Raw genomic sequence first — 17,570 nt, forward strand, 5'->3', positions numbered from 1 at the left:
GGTTGTTGGCTACGGGTCTTCGGAGTAGACAATCTTCCGGCCAAGAGCAGGTGGAAGGTCGTCGCCTTGCGATTCAGCAGGGTAGTAAAAGCGCTCCAGCAAGCGTGCCGACACATGATCAGGCTCGCGGAAGCCCTGCCAAGCCCCAATAAACTGGGCGAATCGGAACTGCGGGATACTCAGTGCGTTGCTACGCAGAAGGTCCGCCTTGATCGCATCGCGATAATCACTCGCGATGTTCGATAATGCTAGCCCTACCGCCCTCGGCAGGGACATGTTCGACCCCTTGACAATACGGGCGTAGGCCATCGCCTCCCGCCGATAGCGATTGCGGATCGTGCTCCAGGTCTCCTCGTGCACATGGACCACCGGTGCGTCCGCGACATAGGCGATCTTGTGCCCCCTGTCCAGGGCCTTCTTGGCGAAGTCGAGATCTTCGAGGCCGGTGAGGCTCTCGTCATAAGGCGTCTCCTTCCACACCGACCTCAGTACCGCGGCGTTGGCGTTGTTGCTGAAGGGATGACCCTGGTCCCAGATGTTTTGGTTGGGGAACCATTTCAGCATCACCCGCGATTCGGAGAACTTGGTTCGCTCATCTCCAACCTGGCGCCCGTACGCGATGGCCACGCCATCGCGGTCGAACGCGCTGACGATGTGCTCGACGTAGGTGTTGTAGACCGGGTAGACGTGGGCGGAAGCAAACAGCAGAATATCGCCACTCGCTGCTGCGCAACCTTTGTTGAGCGCCCGCCCAAACGAGAACTCGTTCTTAGCGATGTGAACGACGGTGCAGCCGGCGGCCTCAGCGATCGCGACCGTGTTGTCTGTGGAACCGGAGTCAACCAGGATGACCTCGTCGAGTTTGACGGTCTGCTGTTCAAGCCCCTTGAGCAGTCGGCCGATATGCTTGCCTTCGTTCAAAGCACGGATGACCACCGACACCCGGCGCGGAGGATTGTTGTCACTCATCGCTGACGAGCATGCCCCATATCAGATGACTTTGTGTCTTGTCCATCAACTCTTCTCCGGTCGGCTCTCGTTGGAGGTGCAAGCGTGAAGCCTCACACGGTCAGCAGCTCTAGACGCCAATCATCCGGCAAACGCCGAAGTAACCGCGCCTCGGGATCCGGTATGCACTGCGAATAGTGCGCCGGCAGAATGCTCGTGATCGTCCGGCAGTCCTTGACGGGAGGTGGTGATATACAGGACATTGCCGCCGTCGCCACCAAACGCGCACGAACTGACCTGGGTGACGTTGGGAACCCTGATTGTCTCCACCAGCCGCCCAATTGGGTCGTAATGGTTAACCGCACCGCCACCCCACAACGCAACCCAGAGCCCATCTTCTTCATCGATTGCCATCCCGTCGGGGTATCCCGGCGAGTCGTCGATATGAATATGGAGCCGGCGGCCGGACCACTCGCCTGTCTGTGGATCGACGTCAAACACATCAATCCGCCGGGTCGGGGTATCGATGTAGTAGACGCGGGTACCGTCGGCTGACCATTGGACCCCGTTGGAGACGGAGACGGGCGAAAGGAGCACGGTGACCTGATGGCCGGGGGTGACACGATAAACGGCTCCCCTTCCTGGACGCTCGTCATACGCCATGGTGCCTATGACGAAGCCGCCTAGTGGGTCACAACCCCCCTCGTTGGTCCGGAGGTTGGGATCGTCGGTGACATCGGCGATTCGGTCGAACACCGACAACTCATCATTCGCGCCTATAAGACCGTGCTCGGTGGCGATCACAAAGCCACCCGACGCTCGACTTCTGATCACCGTGGTTACTGGACTCGGCACGTTGTAGCGCGACAGCCTACCGGACGAATCGGCCGCAACTATTTCACCGGCGAGGACATCCATACACAAAAGGCGACCGGCGGACGCATCCCAGTACGGACCCTCGCAATGGTAGGCGACGGGTACCGTCACGCGCTCAGCGTTTGTCACCGTGCTCCCCGGCACCGTGCCGTGGGCATGCCACGGCTACGCATGGTCCACTCGGTCTATAGGCCGTAGGCTTGGCGAATAGCATCTACGACCGGCCCCGCCGCTCCGCGACGCAAAAATACGCAATCGTTCTGAGAGTCGAACGACCCGTGCGGCGGATACTCTTTGACCAGGCTGAATCCCATGCCGTCGACAATCTCCTCAACCTCTGGTCGGAGCGCGATTCCTTTGTACAAGGGCAGCTTGAACAGCTCAAGGTGCAGGGCCATGCAGTCGCCACCGGAAAGATACTGAGCCGCGCCTTCCAGAATCTGCCGCTCAGCACCCTGAGCGTCGATCTTGAGGAGATGGTACGGATCTGGACGGTCAGCCAGCACAGCATCCAACGTGGTGCAATGGATCTCCTCGATGTGATCAAGCCGCGACCGCTCGAACCATGTCTTCGCAAGATGTGAGGGGCCGCGGGTCCGCAACGCATCGAAGTTGGCGCGCACATAGTCGGCGTTCTCCCGAAACATCGACGAGCCGTGTCCGGCCAGGCCTGCATACACGTAGAACGGCAGAGTGGCCGTTTCATTCCATAGGGCCGTGTCAATACTGACAACCCGAGAAGTTTCTACGCGCGGGTCGCGGGGTTCGAATTTGAGGACGTGGCTGAGAAGGTCAGATCGCTTATGCCAGGGGGTCGGCAATGGGCCTACCGAGCCGACATCGATCAATCCGACTAGTCCTCGGCCGCCACGGTTGATTACCCCATATCCGTGCGCCCTGTCGATCGCCTGTCGCGCGTAGCGGTATGCGGCTTCGAGGAGCCTCATGATGCCACCATAACTGATTCAAAGGCGGCCCGCCCTGAACCAATATGCAATCAATCAGCGCTAAGAGTCATCGTTGGGGTCGAACCAGAGATAATCGCGGGGACCCGGACGCCGACGATCCAAGACGAGTGCAAAGCTAGGACCCGTAATGAGATTTGCCCTGGCGAGTTACGGAACTCGCGGCGACATCGAGCCCTCCACTGCGGTGGGCCGCGAACTGGTGCGCCGAGGGCACGACGTTCGCCTGGCCGTCCCCCCCGAACTGGTTGGCTTTGTCGAGTCGATCGGACTCGCGGCGGTTCCCTACGGTCCCAAGGTGGAGGAATTCCTGGATGAGGAATTCCTCCGGAACATGTGGACGGATTTCTTTCGCAATCCGATCAGACAGGTGTCCAAGGTTTGGGATCCGCTTATCAAGTACTGGGGCGACGCGAGCACGACGCTGAAGTCGTTGGCGGATGGCGTCGACCTGCTCTCCACTGGCCTGAATTTCGAGCAGGCCGCCGCCAATGTTGCTGAGTACTACGACATTCCGTTGGCCTCGTTGCACCACTTTCCCATGCGAACCAACGGCCGGCTTGTGCCGAGCGTTCCTTCCCCGTTGGTGCGCTCGACGATGGCGACGATCGAGTGGTTGTTTTGGCGCTCGACGAAGAAGGTCGACAACGCGCAGCGACGAGAACTTGGACTGCCCAAGGCGACACATCGTTCGCAGCGACGAATCGCCGACCACGGTTGGCTGGAGATCCAAACCTACGACGACGTGTTTTTTCCCGGCCTGGCCGCCGAATGGGCGAAATGGGGTAGCCGCCGTCCGTTCGTCGGCGCACTCACCATGGAGTTGGCGACCGACGCCGACGATGATGTCGCCTCATGGATCGCCGCGGGAACGCCACCCATCTGCTTCGGGTCCGGGAGCATACCGGTCGAATCCCCCACCGCCACCGTCGAGATGATCGGTACGGCGTGCGCACAGCTGGGCGAGCGGGCGCTCATTTGCTTCGGCGGCACTGACTTCACCGACGTGCCGCATTTCGACCACGTCAAAGTCGTCGGCCCGGTCAACTACGCGTCCATATTCCCCGCCTGCCGTGCCGTCGTTCATCACGGCGGTTCGGGCACCACTGCCGCGAGCCTGCGCGCGGCAATCCCCACCTTGGCCCTGTGGAGTTCGGCCGACCAGCCGTACTGGGCGGCCCAGATCAAACGCTTGAAAGTAGGTGCCGCCCGACGCTTTTCGGCCACCACCCCACGCTCGCTGGTGGCGGACCTGCGTACCATCCTCGCCCCGGACTACGCGACCAGAGCCCGGGAACTCTCCGCCCGGATGAGCAAGCCCGCCGAGAGCGTCGGGACCACCGCCGACCTCTTGGAGGAGGCCGTCCGCCGGAAAGTGGTTGGCTGAGGCCGCCTTATCGCCGGCCCGCGGGGGTGGAATTCACCCGGCTGGCGACCGCCTTGACCGAATCGGGCAGGAACCGCAGGGCCACACCCACGGTCTTGGTGGTCAGCGAGCCGCCGACGACCTTGCGGTCGCCGCGCATCATCGCCTCGAAACCCTGCCTGGCAACCTCGGCCGGGTCATCCTTCGGCTTTTGCCCCGCACGTGTCTCGTCCATACCCGCGCGGTTGAAGAAGTTGGTCTCGATGGTGCCGGGCAGCAGGGAGGTGATGGTGATTCTGGTATCACGCAATTCGTCCTGCAGGGCCCCGGCGAAGGACTGAACGAACGACTTGGAGGCGTGATAAACCGCCTCGAACGGGCCGGGCGCCATCGACGCCAGCGACGAGGTGAGCAGTACCTTCCCCGCGTTGCGACGGGTCATGTTACGCAAGACAAGCTTGGCCAGATGCACCGTCGACTTCACGTTGAGGTCGATGATGGACATATCATGTGCCAGGTCGCCCTCGACAAAGCTTCCCCCGCCGCCGATGCCGGCGTTCAGTGCGGCCGCGTCGAGCGGCCGATCACCCTCTGTGGCCTGCTGATAGAGCTTTTCGACGCCTTCTGGGGTACGTAGGTCAACCTGTACCGGCCGCACGTCGACACCCCAGCGAGACAACGTGGTGGACGCCGGGTAGATGCCGTCGTTTTCGGCGGCCACCACCAGGTCATATCCCCGCTGGGCGAAAAGCTCCGCGAGCTCGAGACCAATTCCACTGGACGCGCCGGTGATCAATGCTAATGCCATAGCAGAGGCCTACCCGTGTGAAAGGACGTGAAACCCGATCGGACGACGACTCGCGGTCCGGTGCGCTAAAACCCTTGGGAGAAGGCCTGGTTCGCCTTAGCGTGCCGGCTTGATGAGCAGGCCCTGCCCCGTCGGCAATGTGCAGATTTTCACACCCAGCTCGCCGGCGACCTCGTCCATGGCGGCGCGTTGCTCGTCGCGTCCCCGGTTGGCGTAGTCGTCCAGCAGCACGAAGGCACCTGGAGTCAGGCGTGGCCAAAAGAACCGCAGCGCAGCGACTTCGGGGGGAGCGCAGTTCATGTCGATGTGCAGATACGCCACCGACCGCGCATCGACCTGCTCCAGTGTCTCGGGAACCGCGCCGACGATGATGCGCTGGTTTTTCCATTGCGCGAAATTGGCGCGGACGCTGTCAACGCCGTTGACGTACATCCCGTTGCGCAGGTGTCCTTTGCTGGTCTCCAGCGCCCCGGCCCGGCGTTCGTTCTCGGTAACGAACCGCGGGTCGAGACCGGCGAAGGTGTCAAGCAAATAGAACGTCTTGCCCAGCCGATCCCAGTCGAGGTACTCCATGATGGCGCTGCTCAAGAACCCGTAACTGACGCCGCACTCGACGAAATCGCCCTCGAGTTTGCTGGCGCTGGCTGCCGCCCACAGCCCCACGTGCACGCGCCATTGCCACTGGTACCAATCCTCGTTGCCGAGGGAGCGGGCGCCACGCTGGTAGGCGCGCTGGAATTCGGGATCGTCGAGAAATGCGTGAAAGTTGTTGAACGTGATCAACGCGTCGTTGGCGTAGACATCGGGCAACAGTGCGCGCGCGAGCCAGTATTCGGTGCGCACCCACCACATCCGCAGGCGGGTGCCGGTTGTCAGCCCTGGTGCCACGGCGGCAACCATAGCATCGGCACGTACCGCGTCCGGGGCAAACGGAATCGGTTCATCATGATCGTGTTCCGCCGCTCCTGCACCGGAAGGCAAATCGTCTCGTACACCTAGAGTTTCAGCGATCTCTTTAGGACTTACGCCATAGCACGCCGGTGCCGTCGATCTCGACGATCTCGTCGGTCACGCCATGCTTGTCGCGATAGTCCGTCACCGCCTGTGCGCACGCCTTGATCGCGTGGTAGTCGTCGACGATGCAGAAGCCTCCGGGCGACAGCCGCGGGTAGAGCGCATCGAGCGCCTGAATCGTCGACTCGTAAAGGTCGCCGTCAAGCCGCAGCACCGAAATGCGGTCGATCGGGGCGTCCTGCAGGGTGTCCTTGAACCAGCCCGGAAGAAAACGCACCTGGTCATCCAGCAACCCGTAGCGCTCGAAGTTGGCCTTGACGTGCTCTTGCGGCACACCCAGGATGCGCGCGTGGCGATGCAGCCGGATTCCTTTATCCGCCTTGTAATTGACGGTGTCGGGTGGCGGCACTCCGGCGAACGAATCGCACAACCACACGGTTCGCTTCTCGTCTCCATAGGCGGCCAATACGGCGCGCATCAAGATCGAGGCGCCCCCGCGCCACACACCGCACTCGACCAGATCGCCGGGCACGTCGTCTTCCAGGACCGTCTCCACACAGTGCTGCAAACTGGTCAGCCGCTGCATACCAATCATCGTCAAGGCATCTGCCGGCCAGTCCAATCCCAAGTCGCGCGCCTTTTTATTGAATGGCCGCTTGCGCACGAGCATCAGGTTGCGGGTACTGAACAGGGGACGCCCCAGGCGGTACAACCCCACCGGCACCAACTCGTCGCTGCCGTACCTGGTCAGATCGCGCCGAAGCAGATCGAGGTATGCAAACCGCGTGTCGTGATCAGTCACGGCCATAACTGCCCCTAACTCCGCGTGCCAGTAATACCGGTAGAGAGCCTAGACGTCCCTCCACGCCATCAATGCGTTTCGCTGTATCCGTCACCGGCTGCTCAGCGACTTCGCTCGGTGGATACCCCGGGAACACAGCGCCCCGAACGAGCGAACTCCTCCAACAGATCGACGGCGCGCCCTGCGCTCTCGGTGGGTTTGCTCATCCGAGTCGCCAGCTCACGGGCGCGGGTGGTGTACTCCGGGGCAAGGATCGTCCGCAGATCGGCAATGAGAGTTTCGGGGGTGGCGCTCGAGAACCGTCGGGATGTGCCGACCTTCAGTTGCTTGACACGCGACCCCCACATCGGCTGGTCGCCGGCCGTCCAGAGGATCAGCGAGGGGATCCCCGCGCGCAGGCCGGCGGCCGTGGTGCCCGAGCCGCCGTGATGAACGACCGCGCGACAGGCGGGGAAGATTTTCGTGTAGTTGACCACGCCGACGACCTTGACGTGGTCCAACTGGGGGACGTCGCTGAAGTCGCTCCAGCCGGAGCAGATCAACGCCCGCTCCCCCAACTCCGCGCAGGCGGCGCCGATCATTCTCACCGTGTCGGCGGGTGATTCGGCGACCGGCATGCTGCCGAAACCGAAGCAGATCGGAGGCGTGCCCTGGGCGATCCACGCCAACACCTCGTCATCGCATTCGGTCGTCAGTTCCATGGTCAAAGAGCCCACGAACGGCCGCTGACCGCCCCACTTCGCCCATTCGTCGGCCAGCCCGGGGAAGCACACGTCGTCGTAGGCCTGGATTTCCAGCGAACCCCGCTCGGCGATCCGCCGCGGCGAGGCCACCGTTGCAGTGGGAAGGCCGAGCTCGCGTCGCTGACGGTCCTCGGCCTTCTTGTTCATCCGCCAGCACATCCAGTCGTACACGGCCATTCCGGTGCGGACCATGGGCGCGGGCACCCCCGGTACCACCCTGCCGTTTGGCCGCATCGGGATGTAGTGCAGTGTGGCCATCGGAATGCCGTAATAGTCGGCGACGTTGATCGCCAAATCCTGGTAAAGCTGCCCGGTGAACAGCAAATCGGCTCCGGCCCCGATCGACATCAGCGCCGCGCTCATTTCCTGCCAGTTTTTCAGTACCGGTTCCCAGGCCTCCCGTATCAACTTGACCGGGCCCCGGAGGAAGTTCTTGAAGAAGTCGCGGATGAACTCGTCGCTCCAAAAGTCATGCATATCCGGCCCGTACGGAATCGCCGGCACACCGGCCTCCTCGGCCAGATCGACAAGATTGGGCGGCACGGCCATGCGTACCGAGTGGCCTCTGCGCATCAGTTCACGACCGATGGTGAGGCAAGGCTCGATATCGCCACGCGTTCCATAACTTGCCACAGCAAATTTCATCGCGACTTTACCTTAGTCAATCTCCGACGGCGCGGGCAACTTTGACTGCGGCGTTTCCGCTCGGTAATCTGCGGCCCGCCATCTACCCTGGGGCGCGGTCGGCGTCATTGGTTGTCGTTGTTCCACAACGGATTTGGCACCCCGCGGCCACGCGGGATGGTAACGGCGCACCGGAATGGCCGAGTGCGACAAAGCCAACCTCATCGGCCTTCCCCCCGACCGTAGAACTATGACGACCCGTGGGCAGTGTGGCTGAAGCCCAGGTGTCGTCGCCTGATCCTTCCGTAGTCTGCCAGACGATCGACACCGTGTCCGCGAAAACGGGAAGTCGGCCCGGATCCATCCGCGGCATCGCAGCCGATAACAAATTCGACCATTCCCCCAGCACAACGGCCCTGAACTTGTTTGCTGCGTCAGGCGCGACTGCGCGAGCTGGCAAACTTTTCCACCACATCGGCAGCCTTGACGACGCTGTCCGCCGGCTTGGTCATCCGGGCGGAGATCTCGCGTGCCCGTCGGGCGTAATCCGGGGCGAGGATCCGGCTCAGATCCTCCACCAACGATTTGCGATCGGTGGCCGAAAACCGGCGCGTGGTACCAACTTTCAGCCGCTTGAGCTGAGCTCCCCAGATGGTCTGATTGGCATCCATCGACAGGATCAGCGTCGGCACCCCGGCGCGCAGGCTGGCGGCCGTGGTTCCCGAGCCGCCGTGGTGAACGACCGCGCGGCAGGCGGGAAAGATCGTCGCGTAATTCACCGGCCCCACCACCTTGACGTGATCGGCGAGCGGGACGCCGCTGAAGTCGCTCCGCCCGGCGCAGATCAACGCCCGCTCGCCCAGCTGCGTGCAGGCGGAGCTGATCATCTCGACGGTGTCGGCCGGAGATTCCACCGGCATGCTGCCGAAGCCGAAGCAGATCGGCGGTGTCCCCGCGTGAATCCAGGACATCACGTCGTCGTCGGCCTCGGTGGTCAACTCCATCGTCAACGTTCCGACGAACGGTCGCAGGCCATCCCATTTCGCCCATTCATCGGCCAGCCCGGGGAAGCAGGCCTCGTCATAGGCCTGGATTTCCAGTGATCCGCGCTCGGCGATCCGCCGCGGTGACGGCGATGTCGCCTTCGGCAGCCCGAGTTGGCGGCGCTGGGTGTCCTCGACCTTTTTGTTCAGTCGCCAGCAGTACCAGTCGAACGCCGTCATCGCCGAGCGCGCCAACGGCGGCGGCAGGATCGATACGACCTGTCCATTGGGCCGCATGGGGACGTGATGCAAGGTGGCCAAGGGAAGGTCGTAAAACTCCGCGACGTTGGCGGCGGTCTCCTGGTAGCTCTGGCCGGCGAACAGCAGGTCAGCCCCGTCGGCCAACGACATCAGCGTCGTGTTCATCTGCGCCCAGCACTGGTCACTGAGATCCCACATCTCGCGCCACATGCCGCGCATCTCCTGGATCTTCCAGAATCCGCGGAAGAACGAGGTCCAGAAGTTGCGGTAGACGTCCAGCCAGGTCTGCGATTCCAGCCCGTAAGGGACCGCGGTCAGCCCTGCCGCTTCGGTGAAACCCACCGAGTCGGGCGGAACGGCCATGACCATGTCATGGCCCCTGCGCTGCAGTTCGCGGGCGACCACCACGGAGGGCTCGATGTCGCCGCGCGTTCCATAGCTGGCCAGCACACATTTCATCGCGGATCAAAGCCCTTCGGTTGCGCCATCACACTGATGCACCGATCACTTTAGATAGCGCCGAATCCCCACTGCACCGGTTTGCGCGATCGTCACGGCTTGCGCCACAGCACGCCGGTGCCGTCGATCTCCTCGATCTCCGCGGTGACACCGTGAGCCGTGCGGTAATCCGCCACGGCCTGCCGGCATGCGTCGATGGCGTGGTAATCGTCGATGATGCAATACCCGCCGGACGAGAGTCGCGGGTAGAGGGCATCGAGGGCCTGGATGGTCGACTCGTAGAGGTCACCATCGAGACGCAACACCGAAATGCTTTCGATCGGGGCGTCCTGCAGGGTGTCTTTGAACCAGCCCGGAACAAAACGAACCCGGTCATCGAGCAAGCCGTAGTGTTCGAAATTCGCCCTGACCTGCGCCTGGGACACCGCGAGCACCCCGGCGGCGCGATGCAAATTGATGCCTTTGTCGGCTTCGTAGTGCGCGGTGTCCGGCGGCGGCACCCCTTCGAACGAATCGCATAGCCACACGGATCGCTTCTCGTCCCCGTAGGCGGACAACACGGCGCGCATCAGAATCGACGCACCACCGCGCCACACACCGCACTCGACCAGGTCGCCGGGGACGTCTTCCGTCAGGACCGTTTCCACGCAGCGCTGCAGGCTGGTCAACCGCTGCATGCCGATCATCGTCAACGCATCCGCCGGCCAATCCAGGCCTAACTTCCGCGCGTGCTCGTTGAACGGACGCTTGCGGACCAGCATCAGGTTGCGGGTGCTGAAAAGAGGGCGCCCCAGACGGTCCCAGCCCACCGGCACCAACTCGTCGCTGCCGTACCGGGTGAGGTTACGTCGCAGCAGGTCAAGGTAGGCGGATCGGGTGTCGAGGAACGGAGATCGCATGTCACGATCGGCCACGGTCAAAGCTGCCCCCTGGTTCAAAATGAAAGGACTGGCGTGGGTGGTCCCGTCCCTGCCCCTACCGGGGAGTAGCAACCATCATAGGCCGTGATTAGCACTGCCTCCGCTACCGCCAGCCGCGCCAGACCGCAGGTCTCAGCGGCGTCCCGCCTGTTCAACGACGGGGCGGCCCGATTCGTTCGATCCGGCGGCGGCTTCGGGCCGCTCGGCGATCCAGTCGAGCAGCGCGCGCAAACCGTCATCGAGCGAACGCTCGGGGCGCCAACCGAGCTCGTTGATCGCGGGCTCGATGTCGCAGCTCGCTGCGCGCACGTCGCCGTCGCGGAATTTTCCGACGACGGTCGGTTCGGGGGCGTCACACATGGCGGCGATCTTGTTGGCCAGCTCGTGGATGGTGGTGGCCTGGCCGGACCCGATGTCGAGGCAGCGCGGCTGGGTCGCCGGGCGCTGGACCGCCGCGAACAGCGCGTCGACGACGGCGTCGATGTAGACGAAATCGCGCACGATGCGGCCGTCTTCGTAGACCTCCAACGCAAGCCCCTGGCGCGCCAACCGCGCGAAGAGGGCGACGATCCCGGTGTACGAATTGGTCAGCGACTGCCCGGGGCCGTAAACGTTCTGCAACCGCAGCACGCTGAGGTTGGTGTCGTGCGCGGACGTCCAGGCGGCGAGCAGGTGTTCTTGGGCGAGCTTGGTCGCCGCGTACACGTTGGTGGGCCGGGGTTCGGTTCGGTCGGCGCGGCTCGGCAGCGGCGCCGCGTGTTCACCCGCGGGTCCTTGCGGATCCCAGCGGCCCGCGACGAGCTGCGCGTGGCTGCGGGGACGCGGGTAGAAGATCTGCGAGCCGGACTGCCAGGAGCCCTCGCCGTACACCGCCCGCGAGGACGCCAGGACGAGTTGTTCGGGCACGTGTCCCGAGCGGCTCAAGGCGTCCAGGAGTTGGGTGGTGCCGACGACGTTCACCGAGCCGTGCCGCGTCGCCTCCGACAGCGACTGCGCGGTTCCCGTCTCGGCGGCCAGGTGGACCACCTGGGTGGGGCGGAACAATCGCAACACCGCGTCGAAGTCGGGCGCGTGGGTGACGTCCCCGGTGAACAGCCGCGCCGACGGCGGCAGCTCGATCGGCCGATCTCCCCCGTGCACCTGCGGATGCAGCACGTCCATCACGGCGACGTCGTATCCGGCCTCGATGAGACGGCGGGCGAGCGCCGACCCGATGAATCCCGCCCCACCGGTGATGAGCACGGACGCTGACACGAATCGACGCCTCCCGTTTGCGATGCTGAGGAAAACATGCGATCGGCACGCTCGCCGAGATCGCGGTCCGGTCGATCATAACGGGGACTTACCGCCGCATCAGGGGATTCCTTGCGGATAGGCGGCGCATCGGGGGCGGCGCGAGGCCACGCCGCATGCACGAAAGGCGCTACGCCCAAGTCCCCCTGTGCCGGTGGGCCATTGCGACGACCTCCATCACCGGCCTCGCGATGGCCGGCCGGAGAAGCCGGAACAGCATGCTGTTGGACAAGCCGTGAAAGTCCTCGTACGCCTTACGGAAATCACGCTCGCTGGACCGGTAGGACTCGAAAACGCGGTCCAACGCTGACATGTCGATCGGATCGTCCTGCGCGCCATCGCGAAGCGCTTCATAGACCGTGGAAATCCAATCGGCGCCGAACAGATCCGTCACCGCGCCACAGTGCCGCTGCCGATGCAAGCCTGGCGTGAGGAACCCCTCGATGGCGTCCTCGTCCTCGGCATGCAGTTCGACCGGCAACTCCGCGGAGATGCGCTTCATTTCCCGGCGCCAGTCGTCGAGCAGGTTCGCGTAGTCGACGAATACCCGCGGTACGCCGCGCGAATTTCGTTCGGCGAGGATGTTGCATTTCAACCACAAGGCGCTCGCTAGCGCGGGTGAGACGTGCCAGGACTTCGCGATCGACGAAATGACCTCCTGCGGATGACGTACCGCGATCACAGAGGCGACGTCGAATCCGGCCACGCGTGCCGCCTCGAACCACAGGTCGGACAGTGTCGTGATTCTGGGTTCTTTGATCACCACGAGCGGCGCCGCCGGCAGCGTGGACAGGTACTCCCCGACTTTGGCGATGCAGGCCTTCTTTTCTTTGGTGGGTAAAACGTCGTCCAGGAAGCGAAGCGAGGGGTCGTACCAATTGGTCCCGAGACGGCGCAGGATCGTTTCGTTGAGCGAAATGGCCGCTCGCGGTTCCCAATACCCGAGCGGGTTGTTGGCGTCGGCGCCCAGCATCGCAGCCGGCAGCGTGCCACCGCACAGGGAGAGCACCCGAGTGAGCGCCGACGTTCCCGACCGTTGCGGTCCCAGCACGAAGAGGGCAACCGGGCGGTTCCCGGAGCCGACGGGGCGATCGACGGGCTTGGTCATCCGGGCCAATCTCATCGCGAATCCAACCTTTCACTGGCCGTGCGCCTGAACGACTTTCGGAGTTCGGTTGATATCCAGGGGTTTCCGACTTGGTGCACGCGCGATCCATGCGCGTAGCAACCGTTGGGAATCGACACCGTCGCGCACACTACGGTGTCAGAGAGCTAGATCGCAGCCTGCTCAACAACTTTGGCAAAGAGGAAGCGATATACCGCGCTCCTCACACGAGTCACGGCTGACTTGTGACCGGCAACTTCTGCCCCCCGGTGAGAACCTTCGAATCATTTCGCCCGCTAAGGACTATAGCCCCGTGCGATGGACCAAGGCGGCCTTTTTACGAACCTGTTTTTCTTACTTAATCTTTGACGGCGTGACCTACGCCCAGGCCCCGCGGTGCCGGTGCACCACCGCGGCGATCTCGAGGATCCGCTTCACGATGAACGGCCGAAACACCCGGCGAAGCAGGCTGTTGGTGCGGGCGTGGAATTCCGTGAAGACCATGCGGAAATCACGCTCGCCGGCCTGATACGACTCGAAAACCCGGTCCAAAGTCGCTGCGTGCAGGGGGTTGTCCTGCGCGGCCCCGTGCAGCGCCTCGTAGACGGCGGAGACCCAGTCCGCACCGAAATGGTCCGCCACGGGGCCGCCGTATCGCTGGCGTCGAAGCTCCGGGGTGAGAAATTCCTCGACGGCGCTCTCGTCGACGGTGTCCAGATCGATTTCCAGCGCGGCGGCGACGCGCTTCACCTCTCGATGCCAGTCGTCGAGGAGGTTGCCGTAGTCGACGAACACGCGCGGGATCCCGCGGGTGTGCCGCTCGGCGAGCAGGTTGTACTTCAGCCACAATGCGCTGGACAGCTCCGGCGAGGTGTCCACGTACTTCGCCGCCGAGGCGACAACCTCTTGCGGATGGCGCACCGCAATCACGGCGGCGATGTCGAAGCCGACCTGGCGCGCCGCCTCGAACCACAGGCCCGACAGCGCCGTGATCCTCGGCTCCTTGATGACCACCAGCGGCGCCGCCGGCAGTGTGCCCAGATACGCCGCGATCTCCGCGATCCAGGCCGCCTTCTCGTCGGCGCCGAACGCGCACTCCTCCTGCAGGCGCAGCGTCGGGTCGTACCAATTGCTGCCGTGGCGGCGCATGATCGTCTCGTTGAGCATGATCGCCGCCCGCGGCTCCCAATATCCGCGCGGATTGTTCCCGTCGGCGCCACACATTCCGGCCGGGAGCGTGCTACCGCACAGCGACAAAACCCGGGTCAGCGCCGACGTTCCGGACCGCGCCATTCCCAACACGAACAGCGCAACCGGACGGACGGCGGTTGCTTGGCGGGCGGATGACCCTGTTAGATCGGCGGGTTGGCTCGTCCGGGAAGCTGTCATCGGTGGCCCACACCTTTCAGTTGCGCGTCATGTGGCCCCCGGGATCACGGGTCATTATCCATGAGTTTGCAATTTGTGGGGCAAAGTTCAATTACGCGCTTCCGGCAACGCCGTCGCCGACCACGAGGCGCGTTCAGCAACGCGCATTAATCATTCGGTCTGGACGACTTTTCATCTCTAGGTAAAGGTGAGATCGAGGCTAATGCGGCGCGGAATCCGCAAGGGACCTAGTCGCCGGTGACGATGTGCGCGGACGGTTGCGCGTCAGCGACCACGCCGTCCCGTTCAGGCGCTTTGCGCTTGAAGCGGGATTTGAGCGCAAGCGCACGCTTTTCCACCAGGAACCAGCTCAGTGCGGCCAGTGGCAGGGTGGCGACGGCGGCAAGAACGGCGAACGCGACTGGAGGGAGGACACCCAGTCCGCAGATCACCAACAGCTGCTGAATGGGCCACGCGTAGATGTACACGCCATAGGACAGGTCCGTGCGTAAACGCATGCGCTGGTTGTGGATCAGCGCTCCCGAAACGATGACGGCATAGGCCAGTGGGATGGCCGCCACTACCCGATAGTTCGGCACCAGCAAGCCGGCCACCACCACGATGGCCGCGCTCACGGCAACAAGTGACCACCGGGCGGGAATCATGTCTTGGAATTGATGCAGAACCGCTCCCGCGGCGAAGACGAGGGCGAAACGCGTGATCATCTGCGGGATCGTCTCCACCGCTCCCACCGGGTAAGACACAAGCGCCGCACCCACCAAGAACAGTGCGAACACCACCGGAGCGGGCCAGCGGCGTTTGAGGAGTCCGGCCACACCGGCAACAGCGATGGCGATGTAGCAGAGGAATTCGAATACGAGGGTCCACAGGACGCCGTCCCAGACGCCCGGGAAGGGGACGTTTCGGGGTGTTCCGTCGATACCGGTGTGATAGACGTTCAGCACGGCGTTGTTCAGCACATACGCGAACGGCGCGGGAGACAGCAGCAACCTGGCGGGCGAGCCTCCTTGGATCGCCACGCTGAGCGGGGCGATGACAAATGCCACCACGGCCAGGCAGACCCACAGCCCGGGGAAGATGCGAAGAACACGGGCGACGAAGTACTCGCGAAGGCGCGGGTTGCGCACCCAGCTCGCCGTGATGAGGAACCCCGATATCGCGAAGAATCCGTCCACCCACACTTGGGTGAGCAGCTGTTCCACCGGCGGGTAGATCTTGCGGCCGGTGAGAGACCAGGAGTGTTGCAGGATGACGCCAGAAGCCAGCACCAGGCGCCAAACGTTGAGCGCGTTGTTTCGGGTGTCGAACACCTGGGCGAGCGTCGAGCCCGCCGACCCTCGTCGCTTTGGCCGGCGGTTGACGGTTGCATCGGGACCAGAGACTGTCGGGTGCGCGCTCACCTGAACGATTCTCGCTGCCCGGCGCCCGGGTGCCAAAATCGCGGTCGAGGCATCAGCACACCCGCAAAAGCGGGATTACCGGCGGGCATTGTTTTCGGGCAACGCCGCGGCAATTTGCGGAAATGAACTGAGCAAACATCCAGCACAGATTACATCGCATGCGAACAACCGCACATGGGCTTTCGACCACCGTCATTCGAACCGGCGAGTCGATTTAAGCGCCCCGTGTAAATTACGCGGTCATTTGCATCGCCGGAACTCACCGTCCGCGCGCTTTCAGCCCGCGACGGCCCCCGGCTCGCAGAACGGCGCCCCGAACTCGGTGACCGGGCGGAATCCGCGTTTGCGGGCCTTGTCCGCGGCCCTGCGGATCAGCGCATAGATCCCGACGAACGCCGCGTGGTCACTCATCACGAGCGGCGTCAGCAGACGGTTGTGCACCAGCGCGAACGCCACCCCCGAGGCCGGGTCGGCCCATCCGACCGAACCGCCCATCCCGACGTGACCGAAGCCGGGCATCACGCCGCCGATCGGCAGACTGTGATAACCGAGGTGGAATGCCAACGGCACGTAGATGTTTCGGTCCGGCCGCAGGCTGCGCTCGCCCGTCAGGCCTGCCGTCAGGTCGCGGGAGAGGAATCGGATGCCGTCGACCTCGCCACCGTTGGCGATGGCGCCGTACATCCGCGCCAGGCCGCGCGCCGTGGCCACACCGTTGGCCGCCGGGATCTCGGCGTCGAGCAGCGGGGTGTCGCCCTGCACCGCCGCGACCATGCCCGGGAAATAGATCGACCGGAAGCCGCCGGAGAGCTCGTTGGCCACCTTGCGGGAGACGTAGTTGACGAGCGAACTGCCCAGCAGGTTCTGCGGCGCGACGATCTCGGCCACCCGCGTCGGGCATCCGGCCGGCGGCCGGCCCAGGTACAGGCCGTCGACGCCCAGCGGCTCGGCCAGTTCCTCGCGAATCAGCGTCCGCATCCCTTTACCGGTCACCGCCCGGCCCAGACCCGACATTAGCCAGCCGAAGGTCAGCGCGTGGTATGCGGATTTGCCGAACAGCCGCCCCGGAGCCGCCGCCGCCAGCCGCTCCTCCATCACCACGTGATCGAGGAGGTCTTCCTTGGTGGCGCCGCGCAGCCCCGAGAGGCCGGCCTGGTGGCTCATCACCTGGCGCACGGTCATGTCGGCCTTGCCGTTGGCGGCGAACTCGCGCCAATACTCGGCGACCGGGGCGTCGTAGTCGATCAGCCCCCGGTCAGCGAGCCGGTGGATGACGGTGGCGGCCATTCCCTTGGTCGCGGAGAACACCATCGGGGCGGTGTTCTCCGACCACGGCCGCTGCCCGCCCCGGTCGGCAAACCCCGTCCAGACGTCCACGACGGGCTGGCCGTCCACATAGACGGCCAACGCCCCGCCACCGAACCGGCGGGCCGGAAACATGCTGGAAAAGCTACGAACGACGCACCCGAAGTGTGAGTCCGCCGCGCCGGACACACGGTGACCTGCGTCAAGGTCATCGTGGACACGGACCGCGCGGCGATTGACTCGGCTATCCACCGTCACACTTTTGAATTTACTTGGATTACACACCGGGCAGGAGCGAAACCCCCCGAT

At 63.9% G+C, this 17,570-nt stretch carries 15 protein-coding genes; 1 reads left to right on the forward strand and 14 read right to left on the reverse strand.

The genetic code is table 11. The annotated features are described in order from the left end of the window. Positions 1-9 precede the first annotated feature (9 nt). From W7U_RS11035 to W7U_RS25555, 3 genes are all read right to left on the reverse strand, one after another. Positions 10-969: a glycosyltransferase gene (locus tag W7U_RS11035; RefSeq protein WP_014711956.1), complete on the reverse strand. Its 960-nt coding sequence runs from the start codon at positions 967-969 to the stop codon at positions 10-12. 120 nt (positions 970-1,089) lie between these two features. After that, positions 1,090-1,968 carry an SMP-30/gluconolactonase/LRE family protein gene (locus tag W7U_RS11040; protein WP_081490119.1) on the reverse strand — a complete coding sequence of 293 codons (879 nt, stop codon included), beginning with the start codon at positions 1,966-1,968 and terminating at the stop codon, positions 1,090-1,092. A 41-nt stretch (positions 1,969-2,009) separates the two neighbouring features. Then, positions 2,010-2,771, reverse strand: coding sequence for an FkbM family methyltransferase (locus W7U_RS25555; RefSeq protein ID WP_081490120.1), 762 nt, complete (start codon positions 2,769-2,771; stop codon positions 2,010-2,012). 148 nt (positions 2,772-2,919) lie between these two features. Between W7U_RS25555 and W7U_RS11050 the strand changes: the two genes are divergently transcribed. Continuing rightward, a complete protein-coding gene (locus W7U_RS11050) occupies positions 2,920-4,176 on the forward strand; it encodes a glycosyltransferase (RefSeq protein WP_008257898.1) in 1,257 nt (418 codons plus the stop codon). A 7-nt stretch (positions 4,177-4,183) separates the two neighbouring features. Here W7U_RS11050 and W7U_RS11055 read toward each other — a convergent pair whose 3' ends face one another. The 11 genes from W7U_RS11055 to W7U_RS11105 all read right to left on the reverse strand — a co-directional run bounded on the left by W7U_RS11055 (position 4,184) and on the right by W7U_RS11105 (position 17,519). Beyond that, positions 4,184-4,963 (reverse strand): SDR family NAD(P)-dependent oxidoreductase, encoded by a 780-nt coding sequence (locus W7U_RS11055; protein ID WP_036428983.1) that lies wholly within the window; start codon positions 4,961-4,963, stop codon positions 4,184-4,186. Positions 4,964-5,059: 96 nt separating this feature from the next. Then, positions 5,060-5,851, reverse strand: coding sequence for a class I SAM-dependent methyltransferase (locus tag W7U_RS11060; protein ID WP_170320572.1), 792 nt, complete (start codon positions 5,849-5,851; stop codon positions 5,060-5,062). Positions 5,852-5,978: 127 nt separating this feature from the next. Continuing rightward, the gene (locus W7U_RS11065; protein WP_008257902.1) at positions 5,979-6,785 is read right to left on the reverse strand and encodes a TylF/MycF/NovP-related O-methyltransferase; all 807 of its coding nucleotides are present in this window, start codon (positions 6,783-6,785) and stop codon (positions 5,979-5,981) included. Positions 6,786-6,880: 95 nt separating this feature from the next. Then, positions 6,881-8,167: a glycosyltransferase gene (locus W7U_RS11070; RefSeq protein ID WP_081614494.1), complete on the reverse strand. Its 1,287-nt coding sequence runs from the start codon at positions 8,165-8,167 to the stop codon at positions 6,881-6,883. Between the two features lie 413 nt (positions 8,168-8,580). After that, positions 8,581-9,849, reverse strand: a complete 1,269-nt coding sequence (locus tag W7U_RS11075) for a glycosyltransferase (protein ID WP_020822885.1) — start codon at positions 9,847-9,849, stop codon at positions 8,581-8,583. Positions 9,850-9,941: 92 nt separating this feature from the next. Next, positions 9,942-10,748: a TylF/MycF/NovP-related O-methyltransferase gene (locus W7U_RS11080; protein WP_036429273.1), complete on the reverse strand. Its 807-nt coding sequence runs from the start codon at positions 10,746-10,748 to the stop codon at positions 9,942-9,944. Positions 10,749-10,901: 153 nt separating this feature from the next. Then, the gene (locus W7U_RS11085) at positions 10,902-12,011 is read right to left on the reverse strand and encodes an NAD-dependent epimerase/dehydratase family protein (protein WP_008257915.1); all 1,110 of its coding nucleotides are present in this window, start codon (positions 12,009-12,011) and stop codon (positions 10,902-10,904) included. 181 nt (positions 12,012-12,192) lie between these two features. After that, the gene (locus tag W7U_RS11090; protein WP_014380422.1) at positions 12,193-13,185 is read right to left on the reverse strand and encodes a sulfotransferase family protein; all 993 of its coding nucleotides are present in this window, start codon (positions 13,183-13,185) and stop codon (positions 12,193-12,195) included. 360 nt (positions 13,186-13,545) lie between these two features. After that, on the reverse strand, positions 13,546-14,460 hold the full coding sequence (locus W7U_RS11095; RefSeq protein ID WP_008257917.1) for a sulfotransferase family protein: 915 nt from the start codon (positions 14,458-14,460) through the stop codon (positions 13,546-13,548). Between the two features lie 323 nt (positions 14,461-14,783). Next, positions 14,784-15,866: an acyltransferase gene (locus W7U_RS11100; protein ID WP_008257918.1), complete on the reverse strand. Its 1,083-nt coding sequence runs from the start codon at positions 15,864-15,866 to the stop codon at positions 14,784-14,786. 366 nt (positions 15,867-16,232) lie between these two features. Continuing rightward, the gene (locus W7U_RS11105; RefSeq protein WP_008257920.1) at positions 16,233-17,519 is read right to left on the reverse strand and encodes a serine hydrolase domain-containing protein; all 1,287 of its coding nucleotides are present in this window, start codon (positions 17,517-17,519) and stop codon (positions 16,233-16,235) included. Between the last annotated feature and the right edge of the window lie 51 nt (positions 17,520-17,570).

Origin of the sequence: Mycobacterium sp. H4Y (assembly GCF_000364405.1) — a bacterium.
GTDB classification, from domain to species: domain Bacteria; phylum Actinomycetota; class Actinomycetes; order Mycobacteriales; family Mycobacteriaceae; genus Mycobacterium; species Mycobacterium intracellulare.

What these genes read in the sequence shown, in the direction of transcription:
- W7U_RS11065 (WP_008257902.1), bottom strand. Translation starts at nt 6,785, where the DNA reads ATGGCCGTGACTGATCACGACACGCGGTTTGCATACCTCGATCTGCTT.
- W7U_RS11075 (WP_020822885.1), bottom strand. Translation starts at nt 9,849, where the DNA reads ATGAAATGTGTGCTGGCCAGCTATGGAACGCGCGGCGACATCGAGCCC.
- W7U_RS11055 (WP_036428983.1), bottom strand. Translation starts at nt 4,963, where the DNA reads ATGGCATTAGCATTGATCACCGGCGCGTCCAGTGGAATTGGTCTCGAG.
- W7U_RS11080 (WP_036429273.1), bottom strand. Translation starts at nt 10,748, where the DNA reads ATGCGATCTCCGTTCCTCGACACCCGATCCGCCTACCTTGACCTGCTG.
- W7U_RS11050 (WP_008257898.1), top strand. Translation starts at nt 2,920, where the DNA reads ATGAGATTTGCCCTGGCGAGTTACGGAACTCGCGGCGACATCGAGCCC.
- W7U_RS25555 (WP_081490120.1), bottom strand. Translation starts at nt 2,771, where the DNA reads ATGAGGCTCCTCGAAGCCGCATACCGCTACGCGCGACAGGCGATCGAC.
- W7U_RS11070 (WP_081614494.1), bottom strand. Translation starts at nt 8,167, where the DNA reads ATGAAATTTGCTGTGGCAAGTTATGGAACGCGTGGCGATATCGAGCCT.
- W7U_RS11095 (WP_008257917.1), bottom strand. Translation starts at nt 14,460, where the DNA reads ATGGCGCGGTCCGGAACGTCGGCGCTGACCCGGGTTTTGTCGCTGTGC.
- W7U_RS11090 (WP_014380422.1), bottom strand. Translation starts at nt 13,185, where the DNA reads ATGAGATTGGCCCGGATGACCAAGCCCGTCGATCGCCCCGTCGGCTCC.
- W7U_RS11035 (WP_014711956.1), bottom strand. Translation starts at nt 969, where the DNA reads ATGAGTGACAACAATCCTCCGCGCCGGGTGTCGGTGGTCATCCGTGCT.